General features: G+C 63.7%; 15 protein-coding genes and 1 pseudogene. 11 read left to right on the top strand and 5 right to left on the bottom strand.

All coding sequences use genetic code 11. The features are described from left to right. Positions 1 to 121 precede the first annotated feature (121 nt). Positions 122 to 400 (top strand): annotated as a pseudogene (locus tag HWY30_RS33325) (helix-turn-helix domain-containing protein); the annotation flags it as partial. Here HWY30_RS33325 and HWY30_RS33320 read toward each other — a convergent pair. Continuing rightward, positions 384 to 1,088, bottom strand: a complete 705-nt coding sequence (locus HWY30_RS33320; protein ID WP_090807322.1) for a helix-turn-helix transcriptional regulator — start codon at positions 1,086 to 1,088, stop codon at positions 384 to 386. The pseudogene HWY30_RS33325 and the gene HWY30_RS33320 overlap by 17 nt on opposite strands. 576 nt (positions 1,089 to 1,664) lie before the next feature. Between HWY30_RS33320 and HWY30_RS33315 the strand changes: the two genes are divergently transcribed. From HWY30_RS33315 to araD, 7 genes are all read left to right on the top strand, one after another. Further along, positions 1,665 to 2,654 (top strand): dihydrodipicolinate synthase family protein, encoded by a 990-nt coding sequence (locus tag HWY30_RS33315; protein ID WP_090807320.1) that lies wholly within the window; start codon positions 1,665 to 1,667, stop codon positions 2,652 to 2,654. Continuing rightward, a complete protein-coding gene (locus HWY30_RS33310; protein ID WP_090807318.1) occupies positions 2,651 to 3,595 on the top strand; it encodes an SMP-30/gluconolactonase/LRE family protein in 945 nt (314 codons plus the stop codon). The genes HWY30_RS33315 and HWY30_RS33310 overlap by 4 nt, the downstream gene beginning before the upstream one ends. 248 nt (positions 3,596 to 3,843) lie before the next feature. Next, a complete protein-coding gene (locus HWY30_RS33305; protein WP_090807316.1) occupies positions 3,844 to 5,013 on the top strand; it encodes an extracellular solute-binding protein in 1,170 nt (389 codons plus the stop codon). 172 nt (positions 5,014 to 5,185) lie between these two features. After that, the gene (locus HWY30_RS33300; RefSeq protein WP_090807314.1) at positions 5,186 to 6,265 is read left to right on the top strand and encodes an ABC transporter ATP-binding protein; all 1,080 of its coding nucleotides are present in this window, start codon (positions 5,186 to 5,188) and stop codon (positions 6,263 to 6,265) included. Then, complete coding sequence (locus HWY30_RS33295) at positions 6,262 to 7,149, top strand: ABC transporter permease (RefSeq protein ID WP_090807312.1); 888 nt, start codon at positions 6,262 to 6,264, stop codon at positions 7,147 to 7,149. The genes HWY30_RS33300 and HWY30_RS33295 overlap by 4 nt, the downstream gene beginning before the upstream one ends. After that, positions 7,149 to 8,090, top strand: a complete 942-nt coding sequence (locus HWY30_RS33290) for an ABC transporter permease (RefSeq protein ID WP_090807310.1) — start codon at positions 7,149 to 7,151, stop codon at positions 8,088 to 8,090. The genes HWY30_RS33295 and HWY30_RS33290 overlap by 1 nt, the downstream gene beginning before the upstream one ends. Positions 8,091 to 8,121: 31 nt before the next feature. Further along, positions 8,122 to 9,858 (top strand): L-arabinonate dehydratase, encoded by a 1,737-nt coding sequence (gene araD, locus HWY30_RS33285; RefSeq protein ID WP_090807308.1) that lies wholly within the window; start codon positions 8,122 to 8,124, stop codon positions 9,856 to 9,858. Between the two features lie 3 nt (positions 9,859 to 9,861). Here araD and HWY30_RS33280 read toward each other — a convergent pair whose 3' ends face one another. Both HWY30_RS33280 and HWY30_RS33275 read right to left on the bottom strand, forming a co-directional pair. Next, positions 9,862 to 10,467 (bottom strand): short chain dehydrogenase, encoded by a 606-nt coding sequence (locus HWY30_RS33280; protein WP_090807306.1) that lies wholly within the window; start codon positions 10,465 to 10,467, stop codon positions 9,862 to 9,864. A gap of 143 nt (positions 10,468 to 10,610) precedes the next feature. Next, positions 10,611 to 11,063, bottom strand: a complete 453-nt coding sequence (locus tag HWY30_RS33275; protein WP_090807304.1) for a DUF3005 domain-containing protein — start codon at positions 11,061 to 11,063, stop codon at positions 10,611 to 10,613. 328 nt (positions 11,064 to 11,391) lie between these two features. Here HWY30_RS33275 and HWY30_RS33270 point away from each other — a divergent pair, with 328 nt between their 5' ends. Next, positions 11,392 to 11,625, top strand: coding sequence for a hypothetical protein (locus HWY30_RS33270; protein ID WP_013092363.1), 234 nt, complete (start codon positions 11,392 to 11,394; stop codon positions 11,623 to 11,625). A gap of 147 nt (positions 11,626 to 11,772) precedes the next feature. Further along, positions 11,773 to 12,699, top strand: coding sequence for a serine O-acetyltransferase EpsC (epsC, locus tag HWY30_RS33265; protein ID WP_090807303.1), 927 nt, complete (start codon positions 11,773 to 11,775; stop codon positions 12,697 to 12,699). Positions 12,700 to 12,751: 52 nt separating this feature from the next. Here epsC and HWY30_RS33260 read toward each other — a convergent pair whose 3' ends face one another. Both HWY30_RS33260 and HWY30_RS33255 read right to left on the bottom strand, forming a co-directional pair. Next, positions 12,752 to 13,264 carry a metal-dependent hydrolase gene (locus HWY30_RS33260; protein ID WP_090807301.1) on the bottom strand — a complete coding sequence of 171 codons (513 nt, stop codon included), beginning with the start codon at positions 13,262 to 13,264 and terminating at the stop codon, positions 12,752 to 12,754. A 148-nt stretch (positions 13,265 to 13,412) separates the two neighbouring features. Then, on the bottom strand, positions 13,413 to 13,766 hold the full coding sequence (locus HWY30_RS33255; protein ID WP_090810230.1) for a hypothetical protein: 354 nt from the start codon (positions 13,764 to 13,766) through the stop codon (positions 13,413 to 13,415). Positions 13,767 to 14,484: 718 nt separating this feature from the next. Between HWY30_RS33255 and HWY30_RS33250 the strand changes: the two genes are divergently transcribed. Continuing rightward, positions 14,485 to 15,006, top strand: coding sequence for a hypothetical protein (locus tag HWY30_RS33250; RefSeq protein WP_090807297.1), 522 nt, complete (start codon positions 14,485 to 14,487; stop codon positions 15,004 to 15,006). Positions 15,007 to 15,103 lie beyond the last annotated feature (97 nt).

The raw sequence follows: 15,103 nt of genomic DNA, 5'->3' as shown, positions 1-15,103 counted from the left end.
CCAAATTACGAGAGTAGACGCGATCCGGCCAAAGTTTACAAGCACGGCTTTCAAGTCATTGAATGTAAACGGCTTGCTGGCGCGGGCGGCTGCCGCAGCGAGATGTGTATAACGCTATGACCTCCAGGCGCGTCCTTCGGAGGTCTCTTCGGCAGTGGATCGCGTTCTGATCATTGCCTATCGGAAGAAGAAAAAAGAGAGCCAGCGCCGTTTCTGGGCTCGCTTTGGCGTCACGCAATCGCGCGGCAGCCGCTTCGAGTCGGGCGCGGAGATCCCGGCGCCGGTGTCGATCCTGCTGGGTTTGTACTTCATGAGGACCGTGTCGGACGCCGATCTGGGTCGCGCCGAGCGTGTGATGTACAGCCGCGACGCGGCCGCGCTGCTCAACCCGGGTCAATAAGCCCAAGCTGCGCCGCGATCACGGCTGCCGCACGCCGCGAATTCACGCCGAATTTCGCCCTGATGTTTTTCATATGGAAGTTCACCACCGCTTCCGAGCAACTCAGGATGTGAGATATCTCCCACGTGGATTTGCCGCGTGCGGTCCATTTCAGACATTCTCGCTCGCGCGGCGTGAGCTTCGGCATCAAGGTCTGCGCATGTGAATTCAGATGCTGTTTGCTGGTGTCGATCACCAGGTCGCGCAACAGCACGAGGTTCGGCAACGCGGCGTTCACATGGCGCCTGAACCCGTCTGACGGCTTGTCGTCATTGACGAAGCACATCATGCCGGCTTCCTGATTCGGCCCATGAATTGGCAGCGTCACGCCCGCGCTCAGGCCGTACGAGCGAGCTTCCTCATACAGGGATTGCTGCGCCGGGCTGGCGAAAATCTCGGGCGTCCAGACCAGCGGCGATGAGCGTGACAGGCAGTGTGCGACCGTCGGATCGATATGCACCATGCCTTGCTCGTCGTACGTCTGGCGCCATGCCGGTGCGTAAGTGCTGCGCAGGTAAGCGTCCTCGAGACGCATGGTTGGCCGCGGCAGCATCGCGACCAGAATCTTGTCGAAACCCCACGTTTCGGCAAAGCCCGTAATCACGCCGAACCATTCCGCCTCGTCGGCGGCGTCCAGTAGCGGTGCCATCTGCTCGATAAAGTGTAGCGGCAATTTTTTGGCTCTCTCAGGCTCGCAAATATCCCGTTCGCGGTTATTGGCAGACAAACTTCGGTCCGCTCTTTTGGTCCGCATAATCTATCACTAAAAACTCGAACGCAATGCGCCGGTGCTCCGCGGGGTAAACGATAGCCGCCACGTGATAGCAACGCCGGCGTCGCCTATTATTATGCTGATTGAAATAAATTTTTAACCCGGCCGGGCTTCTCGGGTGCGCGGCGCGGCTAATCGGCATCCGGCGACAGATTTTAATATGTTTCGTTGACGGCATTATTTCGTCGCGCTTTAAACTAAATCGTATTTACTCGATTATCTCGGAAAGCGGGTTATTGCTCGCCGTGTCCTTGTTGCCAAAAAAAGCCTGCGCCGATTCCGCTGCCTACAGGCCCGCTTCATTGTTATACAAAAGGAAATTTCGTGATCGGCTCCCGCGCAATTCGCCGCCGACGGCATGCTGGGCGATCGTCACGCGCAGGTTGTTTGACAACATTGTGATGCCGATGCTACCGTGAAACCTCCGCCTAGCGCGTTTCCGCGTCAACCATCATGAACGAATCACCGCTTAGCGACGGCGAGTTCGCCGCGTCGGTCATGGCCGTGCCGCCGCTCGCGCGCCGGGCCGACTACACGCTCGACCCTGCCCAGAATCTCGCGCTGATCCGCCATATCGAAGCGGGCGGTGTACGCACGCTACTGTATGGCGGCAATGCGAACCTTTATCACGTCGCGGTCAGCGAATACCGCGAGCTGCTGGACCTGCTCGCCGAGGCCGCGGGTCCCGGGACACGGGTGATTCCGGCGCTGGGTCCCGACTACGGCAAGATGCTCGATGAGGCGCGCATCCTCGCGCAGACGCGTTACCGCACGGCGATGGTGCTGCCGCTCGGCGGCTTCACGACGTCCGAGGGCGTCGAGACGGGCCTCACGCGGATCGCCGACACGGCCGGCATGCCGCTCACGCTGTATATCAAGAGCGAAAACTACGTCGCTGTCGATACGCTCGCGCGGCTCGTCGAGCGTGGGACGCTGAGCGCGGTCAAATATGCGATCCCGCGCGACAACCCCGCTGACGATCCGTATCTGCGCCGGCTGCTGCAACGCGTGCCGGCCGCGAAGATCGTATCGGGCATGGGCGAGCGGCCGGCGCTCGTGCATCTGCGCGAGTTCGGGCTCGCAGCGTGGACGACCGGAAGCGGCTGTATCGCGCCGAGCATGGTGATGGCGCTGCTGCGCGCGGTGCAAAGCGGCCGGAGCGCCGATAGCGCCGGTAGCGCCGATCACGACACCGCCCAACGTCTCTACGATGCGTTCATGCCGCTCGAAACGCTGCGCAACGACATCTCACTGATCCGCGTGCTGCACGACGCAATCACGTTCACGGGCCTCGCCGACATGGGGCCGCTGCAGCCGCTGCTCAGTTCGACACCGCGCGAGCATCATGCGAAGATCGCGCAGACCGCGCGCACGCTGCTCGCTCTCGAGCGCGAGTTCGCGCGCACCCAATCGAACCGCCCCGACACGCAGACAACCCCATGACCGACCACAGCCGACGCTATCCCGATCCCTCCATCCGTGTGTTCGATCCGCGCTTCAAGTCGTTGATCATCGCGTCGGCGTCGGTCGAATGCTTGTATCAGGGCACGCGCTGGTCGGAGGGGCCGGTGTGGTTCGGCGATGGCCGCTATCTGCTGTGGAGCGACATTCCGAACGACCGCATCCTGCGCTGGGACGAAACGACGGGCGCGGTCAGCACGTTCCGTCAATCGTCGAACAATGCGAACGGCCATACGCGCGATCGCGAAGGGCGTCTCGTCAGTTGCGAGCACCTGACGCGGCGTGTGACGCGCACCGAGTACGACGGCTCGGTCACCGTGCTCGCCGATCGCTATCAGGGCAAGCGCTTCAATTCGCCGAACGACGTGGTCGTCAAATCGGACGGCTCGATCTGGTTTACCGACCCGACCTTCGGCATCGAAGGTTTCTACGAGGGCGAGCAGCAGCAGTCCGAGCTGAAGGCGTGCGTGTATCGGATCGACGGCCAGTCGGGCGAGGTGTCGATGGTCGTCGACGACGTGCTCGCCCCGAACGGTCTCGCGTTCTCGCCGGACGAATCGCTGCTGTACGTGGTCCAATCGCGCGGCGAGCCGCGCAAGATCCGCGTATTCGATGTCGAGGCCAATGGCAAAGGCACGACGCTGTCGAACAACCGCGTGCTGATCGACGCGGGTCCGGGCACCCCGGACGGTTTTCGTGTCGACACGCATGGCAACTTGTGGTGCGGGTGGGGCATGGGCACCGACGAGCTCGACGGCGTGCGCGTGTTCAGCCCGCAAGGCGAGCCGCTCGGCCACATCGCGTTGCCAGAGCGTTGCGCGAACGTTTGCTTCGGCGGACGGCATCGCAACCGTCTGTTCATGGCGGCGAGCCACGGGTTGTATTCGCTGTTCGTCAATACGCAGGGCGTACGCGGAGGTTGAGCGGTTGTCCGCTAACCAGACAACATGTATTGCTATCGCGGCGAGGGCTCGGGTTTGCCCTTAACCCGCGGTGCCGGGCATTGAACGACAAGGATTTCAGGTAAAACGAGCCATTTTCTCGTCCGACTCACACTCTCGACTATTTGCTTGACATCGGCTGTTGCGCTTCGCTATGTTCCCTTGGTAGAAAGACACCGCCCGCAACGCATCGACCAGCGGGCTTCCATACCAAGAAGCGAGGAGACGCAATGACTGTTTCGCACAGGTTGTCGTTCAAGCTGGTATCCGTCTGTATCGCCGCGAGCGCGGCGTTCACCCTTGCCGCGCACGCGGCCGATCCGGTCACGATCAATATCGTCGACGTGGCCGGCGATCTTCAACTCACGCAGAAGGGCTTCGAGGCGTTCAAGGCGAAGAATCCGAATCTCGTCGCGAACATCACGTTCACGAACGCGCCCGCGCCGCAATTGCCCGGCAAGATCAAGGCGATGCAGGCCGCGGGCCGCTCCGATATCGACCTCGTTTTGACCGGCACCGACGCGCTCGCGGCCGGCATCGAGCAGAACCTGTGGATCAAGCTGCTGCCCGACAACGCGGCGCAGTTCCCCGGCGTGCTCGACAAGTACGCGCCGGGCCCGCGCAAGATGCAGGATCTCGCGCAAGGCTACGGGCTCGAGGTCGCGTATATGCCGGCTGGTCCGCTGCTCGAATACAACCCGGCCAAGGTCAGCGATCCGCCGAAGACACCCGAGCAACTGCTGCAATGGTGCAAGGCCCACCCCGACAAGCTGATCTACGCGCGGCCGGCCAATTCCGGTCCTGGCCGCACGTTCCTGATGGGCTTGCCCTACGTGCTCGGCGACAAGGACCCGCAGGACCCGGTGCACGGCTGGGACAAGACGTGGGCGTTCCTGAAGCAGTTGAACGACTGCATACCGTACTATCCGGGCGGTACCTCGGCGGTGATGAAGGAACTGGGCGAAGGCACGCGCGACATGACCGTGACCGTGACCGGCTGGGACATCAATCCGCGCGCGCTCGGCATCGTGCCGGCCGACTTCCGCGTACAGCCGTTCGACAACATGACGTGGGTCAACGATGCGCACTACATGGTGATTCCGAAGGGCGTGCCGAAGGAAAAGCTCGACGTGCTGTACAAGATGATGAACTTTATGCTGGAGCCCGCGCAGCAGGCGCTGACCTATGACGACGGCTACTTCTATCCGGGTCCGGCGATCAAGGGCGTCACCGTCGAGCAGGCGCCCGCGCACAGCCAGGAGGTGCTGAAAAAGTATGGCCGCCCCGAATACGCGAAGATGTTGGCCGATCATCCGCATGCGTTGCCGCTGAACGCAGCGGCGATGGTCGCCGCCTTCAAGAAGTGGGATAGCGAGATCGGCGCGCAGAAGACCCAATAGGCCTTCACCAATGCGACGGGAAACGGGGCAAAACGCAGCGCGGCGTGAGGTTCCGCCGCGCTGCGTGTTTTCAGCGATCACGCGCGTCTCGGCTTGAGTGCCTGATGCGCCGCGCCCACCGCAAGCGCGGCACTCGCGACATCCGTCGCCTCACGCGGAGCAGGGAACCGCCATGAAGCATCACTTTGAGCAGTTGCGGCTCGATTCAGTGAGCCGCAGTTTCACGAACCCGCAAGGCCACGCGATCGCCGCGCTGCAGGGTCTCGATCTGACGATCCGGCGCGGCGAGTTCATCGCGCTGCTGGGGCCGTCGGGATGTGGCAAATCGACGGCGCTGAACTGCATCGCCGGGTTGCAGCCGCTCACCGGCGGCGGCATCTGGCTCGACGAGCGGCGCATCGACGTGCTGCCGCCGGAAAAGCGCGGCTTCGGCATGGTGTTCCAGAACTACGCGCTGTTCCCGCATATGAGTGTGCTGGAGAACGTCGGCTTCGGGCTGAAAATGCGCGGCGTCGGCAGAAGCGAGATCGCGCGCCGTGCACGCGAGGCCTTGAAACTGGTGCAACTGACCGGTCATGAGCACAAGCTGCCCGGCCAATTGTCCGGTGGCCAGCAGCAGCGTGTCGCGATCGCGCGTGCGATCGTGATCGAGCCGCCGCTGATCCTGATGGACGAGCCGCTGTCGAATCTCGATACGAAGCTGCGCATCGAAATGCGCGCGGAAATTCGCCGCATCCATACGCAGCTCGAACGCGCGACGCTGTACGTGACGCATGATCAGGACGAAGCGCTGTCGATGGCTGATCGCATCGTCGTGATGAGGGAGGGCCTCGTGCAGCAGGTCGCGACGCCGAAGGAGGTCTATACGCGGCCGCGCAATCTGCATGTCGCGCGCTTCATGGGTTATCGCAATGTCGCCGAGTTCACGCTGGAGGGCATGCAAGGCGATGGCGTCGTGGTCAGTGCCAACGGCGTGCGGCTCATCGGCACGCCGATGGCCGGCTTCGACGGCAAACGCGTGAGTGTCGCGCTGCGCCCCGAAGACATGGAGCGCGCCGAGCCCGGCGCCGACAACGCGTTCGAGGCGCTGATCGACGCGGTCGAGTATGGCGGCCACGATTCGCTGCTGCGCGTGAAGACCGCGTTCGGCGACGTGTGGGCGCGCGTGACCGGTGAATGCGCGGAGGGCGAGCGCATCACGCTGCGCGTGCGGCCGTCGTGCGTGCTCGTCTACGACGCCGAGGCCGCATGAACACGCCGACGCTTGTCCCCCCGCTTACGTCCCGCGCGCCGCGCGATGCCAAGGCCTGGCTCGTCGCGCCCGCGCTGCTCTTTATCGTCGCGCTGTTCATCTATCCGTTCGCGTATGGTCTCGCGCTGTCGTTCCGGCCGATGAACGGCGGCGGCGTGTGGGCCAACTATCTGACGTTCTTCACCGACACGTCGATGTGGCCGACGATTTTCGTTACGCTGAAGCTGTCGGTGCCGGCCACGCTGATCAACGTCGGCGTGTCGGTGCCAGTCGCGTTCGCGCTGCGCCGCTACTCGCGGTATCAGAAGATCGTCACGACGCTGTTGGTGATCCCGGTGACGCTCGGCACCGTGCTGATCGCCGACGGCATGCTCACGTACTTCGGTCCGCACGGCTGGCTGCCTCAGGCGTTGCAGGCGCTGCATCTGTACACCCAAGAGGTGCGGCTCACGCACAACTTCACGGGCGTGCTGCTGTCGCTGATCGTGTCGGGCTTTCCGTTCGCGTTTCTGCTGACGCTGTCGTACGTGACCGGCATCGACCCGACGCTCGCAAGCGCGGCCGCGACGCTCGGCGCGAGTCCGTGGCAGCAGTTTCGCCGCATCTATCTGCCGCTGCTCGTGCCGGGGCTCACGATGGCCGCGTGTCTGTCGTTCGTGCAGGCGTTCTCGGTGTTTCCGTCGGCGGTGCTGCTCGGCGCGCCCGCGGGTCCGACGCGCGTGATGTCGATTGCCGCGGCCGAAGCCGCGTTCGAAAGCTACGACTATTCGCTCGCATCGGCGATCGCGATGGTGATGGGGTTCGTGCAACTGCTGGTGGTCGCCGCGCTGCTCGGCGCGCGCCGCTGGTTCTATCGTGGTCCCGTAACGGGAGGCAAAGGCTGATGACGACCGATCGCCGCGCGACGCAGCCCGACTGGTCCGCGTCCACCTCCGCTTGCGCGGCGCCTCAGCCGGGCGACGGCGCCCGCGAGCCAGCGCAACGTGCGCGTCAGCGCGCGAATCTGCCGGGCCGCATCTGGCAGGTGCTGGTATGGGCCGTGATGGCGTTCTTCCTGATCAACGTCGTGCTGCTGATTGCGACCGTCGCGGTGAATTCGATCGCGACGCGCTGGTTCGGCACCGCGTTGCCGCAAGGCTTCACGTTGCACTGGTATGCGCAGGCGTGGAGCGACTTCCAGCTCGCGAGCGTGCTGTGGGTGACCGTGCAGGTGGTCGGCGCGGTCGTGCTGCTGTCGGTGCTGCTCGGCGTGCCGGCTGCGTATGCGCTCGCGCGCGTGCAATTCCGCGGCAAGCGCCTTGCGATGCTGATCTTTCTGCTGCCGTTGATGGTGCCGCCCTTCACCTACGGCATTCCGATGGCGACCGCGATGTACAAGGTCGGACTCGCCGGCACGCTATGGGGCGTAATTCTTGCGAATCTCGTACCGGCGCTGCCGTTCGTGATTCTCGTGATGACGCCGTTCATCGAGCAGATCGATCCGAATCTCGAAGCGGCCGCGCGCATTTTCGGCGCGAACACGTTCCGCTATTTCCGTTACGTGCTGCTGCCGCTGCTCGTGCCGGGCATGCTGGCGGCGGGGCTGCTCGTGCTGGTGCGCACGATCGGCATGTTCGAGCTGACGTTTTTTACGGCCGGTCCGGCCACGCAAACGCTGGTGGTCGCGTTGTACTACGCTGTGTTTTCGACCGGCGTGCGCGCGCCGCAATCGATCGATGCGATGGCGATGATCTATATGGCGATCACGTTGGTCTGGGTGTTGATCGCACTACAATTCGTGAGCCCGACGCAGATCGTGTCCCGCGTGAAAGAACAGAGGCGCTGACGCGTGGTCGGCGCCAATCGTGGAGTAGACGTTGACGAAGAGAAAGACCCCCGAGGAATTGCGTAGTCATCGCTGGTACGGCGCGAACGATCTGCGTTCGTTCGGCCACCGCTCGCGCACCGCGCAGATGGGCTACAACCGCGACGAATACGCGGGCAAGCCAGTCATCGCGATTCTGAACACGTGGAGCGAGATCAATCCGTGCCACACGCATTTCAAGCAGCGCGTCGAGGAAGTGAAACGCGGCATCTGGCAGGCCGGCGGCTTTCCGATCGAGCTGCCTGTGCAGACGCTGTCCGAGCCGTTCCAGAAGCCCACCACGATGCTGTACCGCAATTTCCTCGCGATGGAAGCCGAGGAGATGCTGCGCTCGTATCCCGCCGACGGCGTCGTGTTGATGGGCGGCTGCGACAAGACCACGCCCGCTTTGTTGATGGGCGCGATCTCGATGGATCTGCCCGCCATCTTTCTGCCTGCCGGCCCGATGCTGCGCGGCAACTGGAACGGCGTGACGCTCGGCTCGGGTTCCGATTCATGGCGCTACTGGGCCGAACTGCGCGCGGGCACGCTGACGCCGGACGACTGGCAGGGCGTCGAGGGTGGCATCGCGCGCTCGCCCGGTCACTGCATGACGATGGGCACCGCATCGACGATGACGAGCGCGGCCGAAGCGCTGGGCTTCACGCTGCCCGGCTTCGCGTCGATTCCCGCGCCCGATTCGCGGCATGCGCAGATGGCCGCGCAAACCGGCATGCGTATCGTCGAGATGGTGTGGGAGGATCTGAAGCCGTCGGACCTGATCACGGCGGCATCGGTCGATAACGCGGTGACGACTTGTGTCGCGCTGTCCGGGTCGACCAATTCGGTCGTGCATATGATCGCGCTTGCACGGCGCGCGGGCATCGAGTTGACGCTCGACCGCTTCGACGAGATCGCGCGCCGCACGCCCGTGCTCGCGAACATCAGACCGACCGGCGCCTATCTGATGGAGGACTTTTTCTACGCGGGCGGTTTGCGCGGGCTGCTCGCGGAACTGGGCGAACTGATCGACGGCTCGCAGAAAACCGTGAACGGCCGCACGCTCGGCGAGAACCTTGCCGGCGCGCGCATTTTCAACGACGACGTGATCCGCCGCCGCACGAATCCGCTACTGCGCGACAGCAGCCTCGCGGTGCTGCGCGGCAATCTCGCGCCCGACGGCGCCGTGATCAAGCCGGGCGCGGCCGAGCCGCATCTGCTCGTGCATACGGGCCGTGCGGTCGTGTTCAGCGACTACGACGACATGGCCGCGCGCATCGACGACGACGCACTCGACATCGACGAAAGCTGCGTGCTCGTGCTGCAGCACGCGGGGCCGGTCGGCGCGGGCATGCCCGAATGGGGTCAACTGCCGATTCCGCGCAAGCTGCTGCAAAAAGGCGTGCGCGACATGGTGCGTATCTCTGACGCGCGGATGAGCGGCACGAGCTATGGCGCATGCGTGCTGCACGCGGCGCCCGAGGCATTCGTCGGTGGGCCGCTGGCGTTGGTGCGAAGCGGCGATCTGATCGAGCTCGATGTGCCGCGCCGCAGGCTGAATCTGCTGGTATCGGACGAAGAGCTCGCGCGCCGCAAGGCCGCGTGGGTCAAACCCGCTGCGCGCTTCGAGCGCGGCTATGGCGCCCTGCATCAGGCGCACGTGATGCAGGCGGATCAAGGCTGCGATTTCGACTTCCTGCAGCGCGGCGGCGTGAGTCCCGATAGCTCGGGCGAGCCGGAGATTCACTGAGGTTCAATACCCAACGCGATACACGCGCCCCGTCTGCGCCCCTTCCACACTGCGCAGATAAGCAAGCGCCGCGCGTTGCGCGCTGACGGGCTCGAAGCCGCGAAAGAACGGCGCGTAAGCCTCCATCGACTCGGTCAGCACGGTCGGACTCACCACGTTAATGCGCAGCCCGCGCGGCAGTTCGATCGCGGCGCCGCGCACGAAGCCCTCGAGCGCGAGATTGACGGTCGTCGCGCTCGCCCCCTGCGGGATCGGCTCGTCGCCCAGAATGCCGCTCGTCAGCGTGAACGATCCGCCGTCGTTCACATACGGCAGCGCCGCGAATACGACGTTGATCTGGCCCATCAGCTTGTCGCGCAGCCCGACCCAGAACTGCTCGATGCTCATCTGCTCCAGCGGACCGAAATGCACCTTGCCGGTCGCGGTGACGACGCCGTCCACCTTGCCGATGTCGCGAAACAGTCGCTCGACGCTCGCCGGGTCCGTGCTATCGACGTGATATTGCCCGCGCGTCGCGCCCACCTCGATCACTTCGTGACGCGCCTTCAGCTCCGCGCGGATCGCCTGGCCCAGCGTGCCCGTGGCACCGATGACGACGATTCTTTTCATCCGCAACTCCGTTAAACGAACCCACGTTAAACCAGGCAAAGCACGCACCAGAATAAAACAGTGCGTGCTGCGTGATTGCCTGATAAATCGGAATAAACCCGGTAATTCAAACGCGCGCGTATAAAGGGATGATACGCGCGCGCCTATTTCACCCGATGTAATTCGATTACCCGCGCAGGCCGCAAATGATTGAGCGCATAGTGAATGCGGCCACGATCGTGGCGCTGTCCGACCGGACGCGGGTCGTCGTACTGATGGTCGGCCGAGTAGACGTCGAGCGGCTCGGCCATGCCCTTGTCGATCACCGAATAGCCCGGCTCGAGCGCGAGCAGCAGGTGGTTGCCGCCGACCCTGCTGTCGAAGCCGGCCATGCCATCGAGCGACTCGGGCACGCTGTTGTCGAGCGTCGCATTGCTGGTCGTGACCGCGTCGGGCGAGATCGCGCCGTAGCCCGCCAGACGGGCCGCTTCGCGGTTCTTGCCGTCGGTGTCGACCGTGCTGTCGTGCGTGCGGTCGTTGTGCAGGTCCGTGCTTCGTGGGTCCTTCGGGTCCGGTTTCGTACCGGCGTTTTCGGGTTTGCTGATCGCGCTGTTCATCGTGCATTCTCCTGAAGCGGACATTCGAAGAAAGAGCAAAAGCCGTTCCGACTGACACGGCGCCGCGGTGCGCGGGAGTCGCGATGCGTTGTCCGCCATCCTTCGATGCGAGTGGCGTTACCTCGCGATTAAACGGCGATGACGTCCGCGATTCATTTCGTTTTTTTCAATGGACGCGTATTTTCTACAGAGTATGATCTTACTCCTGCGACCGACGCGCGGATAAATTGACGGCATGCTCCGGCTGCTCCGGCATGGTGGGAAAAACTAACAAACAAATGGCCGCGCGACTGAGAAAATGTTACGGGGCTTCAGGGGCGGGTGACTCATGCACTTCGATGCTGCATTCACACATCGCGGCTATCTTTTGAATTGCGAACCGGCGCGCTCGGGCGACGGCTCCTGGCAACCGTATGTGGTGATCTCGCGCTCGAGCGACGGCGAACTGGTCGCTAACCGTTTCTTTCCCACGGAACTGCGCTTCTCCGACGAAGCCGCTGCCATCGCGCACGCGCGCGATTGGGCAGTGCGCTGGATCGACGCGAGCAGTCTGACTATCTGAAGTCAGGGAACGATGCGTGCGTGCCAGCGCACGTCGACGCAATGAATCCGAGCCGACCTGCGCGCTGCCGGGCGGGCACCGTTAAAACGCGGTAATCTCTGCTCGATAACCACTTCGAACCGTGCACGCCGCACGGCGCCGTCCCTTATGCCCAACGAGCCTTCCCATAACTGGGGCCTTGAACAGATCGTCGCCGACCTGCGCGCCTCGCGCGAGCAATTGCATCGCACGCGGCATCCGCTCGGCATTCGCGAATTGCCATCGCGCGAAGCGGTGGTCAATATCGTGGCCGGTCTGCGCGCCGCGATGTTCCCGACGCATTACGGCGCGCCCGATCTAACCGACGAAACGGTCGACTACTACGTCGGCCACACGCTCGAAAGCACGTTGCGGCTGCTCGCCGAACAGATTCGCCGCGCGCTGCGCTTCCTGCCCGAGTTCGGCGAGACGCCGGACGCCGAGTTGCGGGAGCGCGCGTTCGCGGTGGCGCGCGAGTTCGCGACGCAACTGGCGGGCATACGCGCGCTGCTCGTCAGCGACATCCAGGCTGCGTACACCGGCGACCCCGCCGCGCAGCACATCACCGAAATCCTGCTGTGCTATCCGGGCGTGTGGGCGATGACGCATCATCGGCTCGCGCATGCGCTGCATCGGCTCGGCGTGCCGCTGCTGGCGCGCTTCATCAACGAGATCGCGCACTCGGCGACCGGCATCGACATTCACCCGGGCGCGACGATCGGGCCGAGCTTCTTCATCGATCACGGCACCGGCGTGGTGATCGGCGAGACAGCGATCATCGGCGAGCGCGTGCGCGTGTACCAGGCGGTCACGCTCGGCGCGAAGAGCTTCGCGGCCGATGAGGACGGCACGCTGATCAAGGGCAATGCCCGGCATCCGATCGTCGAGGACGATGTCGTGATCTACGCGGGCGCGACGATTCTCGGACGCGTGACGATCGGGCGCGGGTCGGTGATCGGCGGCAACGTGTGGCTCACGCATAGCGTGCCGCCGGGCAGCAGCGTATCGCAAGGCAAGGTCCGCGAAGGAGAGCGCACCGACAACGGACGGCAATGATGCACGGCTAGCCGCCGCGCCCGCACGCCGGGCCGATAGCATCGCGTTGCGCCTAGCCGATCGGCCAATGGCGCAACCACGGCAACGCATGCATGCCATGCAGCCACACATGCTCGCCGATAAACCACGCGGCCGCCCACGACGCCGCGACGACGATCAGATCGCAGTGCCCGCTATTCCATAGATTCAACGAATGTCGCCCGGCGATCCACGGCACGCCGAGCGGATTCGGCCAGTCGGCGAGCAGATGCATCAGGCCGCCGCACGCGAAGCCGAACGCGGGCGCCGCGAAGATCGAATGTCCGAGCGTGTGATACGACACCGCGAGCAGCGCGAGCCAGCCGATGCCCCAATGTGTCAACGTGCGATGCGTGATCCACAGCCGCCGCGCGCGCGACCACCATGCGACTTCGAGCCAGTCCGGCGCGGTGCTGCCGGCCACGCCGGCGATGAAGCTCAGCAGCACGCCAGCATGAAACGGACCGCCGCCGTTGCGCGCGACGATCGCCGCCGCGATGATGCCGGCTGCGAAACCGGTCGCATGATGCGCTTTGCTGGATGCCATCGAAACTCGCGGCACACGTGCCGCGCGAAAGACAAAGGGCGGCTATGTTCGCAGATGGGCGCGTAAAAAATAGCCGATGCGCCAGATAAAAATTCGCGCACCGGCCTTCCGTGCATGACGCGCACGGCGTTCAAGCGCGCCGCGCCGCTCAGGTCGCGCAGCGCGCGATATCGAAGCGCATTTCCTCCTCGGGCGGATCGTCGGGCGCATTGGCCGGATGCACGACCTTGATGACCGTGTTGCCGTTGAGCGGGGTCAGCGTGACGAAGTACGAGTTGTGCGAATCGGCACCGACCGCAAGTTCGGTCGCCGCGCCGGCGTGCGAGGTGCGCACGCGCGGCAGACGTTCTTCGAGGCAGGCGGCGATGGACGCAGGCGTGCGTGACGACGACACGTACACGAGCGGTGCGGACGCATCGCGCGCGGGGCCGCCCGATGAACCGCAAGCGGCGAGGGTGGCGGTGAGGGCGACAGCTGGGGCAAGCAGGAGAAGTCTTTTCATGATCCGATCGTCGGCATTCCCGGTCATGCATGGGAAGGGTGAGGCGCGGGCGAAGCGCGATGCGCTGACGTACAGCGCGATGCTTCGCGACGAAGCTGCCGTGCAGGCGGCGCGGTTTCGCGGCGTCGCACGGCGGCCGGGGCAGTATACCGAGCATGTGTCGACGTCGTCACTAGCGCGGCCATGCGTTTATTGGTGTCGATTCGCAGCGAAGTGTAATTGCCGCTATGCGGATATTTAATTGCGCGCCTTACAACGGTTTATTTCCGAATCGGGGATTATGTGAATTAATCGCGTAAGTGCAGGTCCGCAAAAGGAAATTATTTTTACGATGAATGGCGGGAGCCTCGCGGCGAGCAGAAGGGCAAAGCGGACGAGGCCGTTTGCGCTGATTCCCACGATTTTGCGCAATGCAGTCTTTCGAAGAAAGCCTTAAATCGAGGGGGGATGCCACTTATAATTTTGGTAGACCCCTTCGACCAAAGGGTGTCTTTTTCATTTTTACACGCGGCTTTCGGGCCGCGTTTTTTTATCTGAAATTTAAAGCGGATTTATAAATCGTCGCGTAGGTGAATATAACTTTTCGCGCGTTGAGCGGCTGCGCCGTTCCGAACGCGCCTTGTCCGTTCGTCAGAGCGAGCAGGGCCAGGCGGGCAGGGCAGGTAGAATCGCGGGTTCGAAATCTGTTTGTGCGCCCCGCGAAGTGAGTGAACCTGTGATGACCGACACGCCCTTTCCCTCGACCGACACGAATGCCGAGTTCCTCGGACCGGACGACAGCGTGCATGAAGAACGTCTGTGGCGCGACAACGGCTGGACCGCGCGCATCATCAAGAACGAAGACGACGAAGGCTGGGCCGTCGAAATGATCAAGGACGGCGAGGCGGAGCCTGCGCTCGTCGGACCGTGGACGATGGGCCGCAACAAGAAGGATCCGAAGCCGCTCGACGTATCGGCGTTCAACACGCTCGTGAAAACCGCGGCGGAAGTGCTGCGTCGTCACGAGCAGCAGCTGCGCGCGCAACTGCACAAGACGGTGCGTGTGCCGGGCGCGGACGGCAACGGCGAACTCGACATCATGCTCGACATCGTCCCCGACGAAGACGAGCCGTATGCACTGTTGAGCGCGCTCGATATTTTCGGCGAGCAGATCGCGCAAGTGCAGGTTGCGCCGACGTTCAAGCTCAGCAAGGCGAGCGCCGCGGCGTGGGTGGCAAACGAGTTTCGTCGGCCGGGGTAAGTGGCGGTTGTAGGCGCAGTTGCGTCGTGATCGGATCCGCTGGTCGCTGACACTGCCGGCGATCATGGCGCAGTTGGCAGAGCGGCGCTGCTATTTC

This window comes from Paraburkholderia tuberum STM678 (assembly GCF_902833905.1).
Taxonomy (GTDB): Bacteria; Pseudomonadota; Gammaproteobacteria; order Burkholderiales; family Burkholderiaceae; genus Paraburkholderia; species Paraburkholderia tuberum.
This window is presented reverse-complemented; position numbering and strand designations above follow the sequence as displayed.

What these genes read in the sequence shown, in the direction of transcription:
- HWY30_RS33260 (WP_090807301.1), bottom strand. Translation starts at nt 13,264, where the DNA reads ATGGCATCCAGCAAAGCGCATCATGCGACCGGTTTCGCAGCCGGCATC.
- HWY30_RS33310 (WP_090807318.1), top strand. Translation starts at nt 2,651, where the DNA reads ATGACCGACCACAGCCGACGCTATCCCGATCCCTCCATCCGTGTGTTC.
- HWY30_RS33300 (WP_090807314.1), top strand. Translation starts at nt 5,186, where the DNA reads ATGAAGCATCACTTTGAGCAGTTGCGGCTCGATTCAGTGAGCCGCAGT.
- HWY30_RS33320 (WP_090807322.1), bottom strand. Translation starts at nt 1,088, where the DNA reads ATGGCACCGCTACTGGACGCCGCCGACGAGGCGGAATGGTTCGGCGTG.
- HWY30_RS33250 (WP_090807297.1), top strand. Translation starts at nt 14,485, where the DNA reads ATGACCGACACGCCCTTTCCCTCGACCGACACGAATGCCGAGTTCCTC.
- HWY30_RS33290 (WP_090807310.1), top strand. Translation starts at nt 7,149, where the DNA reads ATGACGACCGATCGCCGCGCGACGCAGCCCGACTGGTCCGCGTCCACC.
- HWY30_RS33280 (WP_090807306.1), bottom strand. Translation starts at nt 10,467, where the DNA reads ATGAAAAGAATCGTCGTCATCGGTGCCACGGGCACGCTGGGCCAGGCG.
- HWY30_RS33315 (WP_090807320.1), top strand. Translation starts at nt 1,665, where the DNA reads ATGAACGAATCACCGCTTAGCGACGGCGAGTTCGCCGCGTCGGTCATG.
- HWY30_RS33295 (WP_090807312.1), top strand. Translation starts at nt 6,262, where the DNA reads ATGAACACGCCGACGCTTGTCCCCCCGCTTACGTCCCGCGCGCCGCGC.
- HWY30_RS33270 (WP_013092363.1), top strand. Translation starts at nt 11,392, where the DNA reads ATGCACTTCGATGCTGCATTCACACATCGCGGCTATCTTTTGAATTGC.
- HWY30_RS33275 (WP_090807304.1), bottom strand. Translation starts at nt 11,063, where the DNA reads ATGAACAGCGCGATCAGCAAACCCGAAAACGCCGGTACGAAACCGGAC.
- HWY30_RS33305 (WP_090807316.1), top strand. Translation starts at nt 3,844, where the DNA reads ATGACTGTTTCGCACAGGTTGTCGTTCAAGCTGGTATCCGTCTGTATC.
- epsC (WP_090807303.1), top strand. Translation starts at nt 11,773, where the DNA reads ATGCCCAACGAGCCTTCCCATAACTGGGGCCTTGAACAGATCGTCGCC.
- HWY30_RS33255 (WP_090810230.1), bottom strand. Translation starts at nt 13,766, where the DNA reads ATGAAAAGACTTCTCCTGCTTGCCCCAGCTGTCGCCCTCACCGCCACC.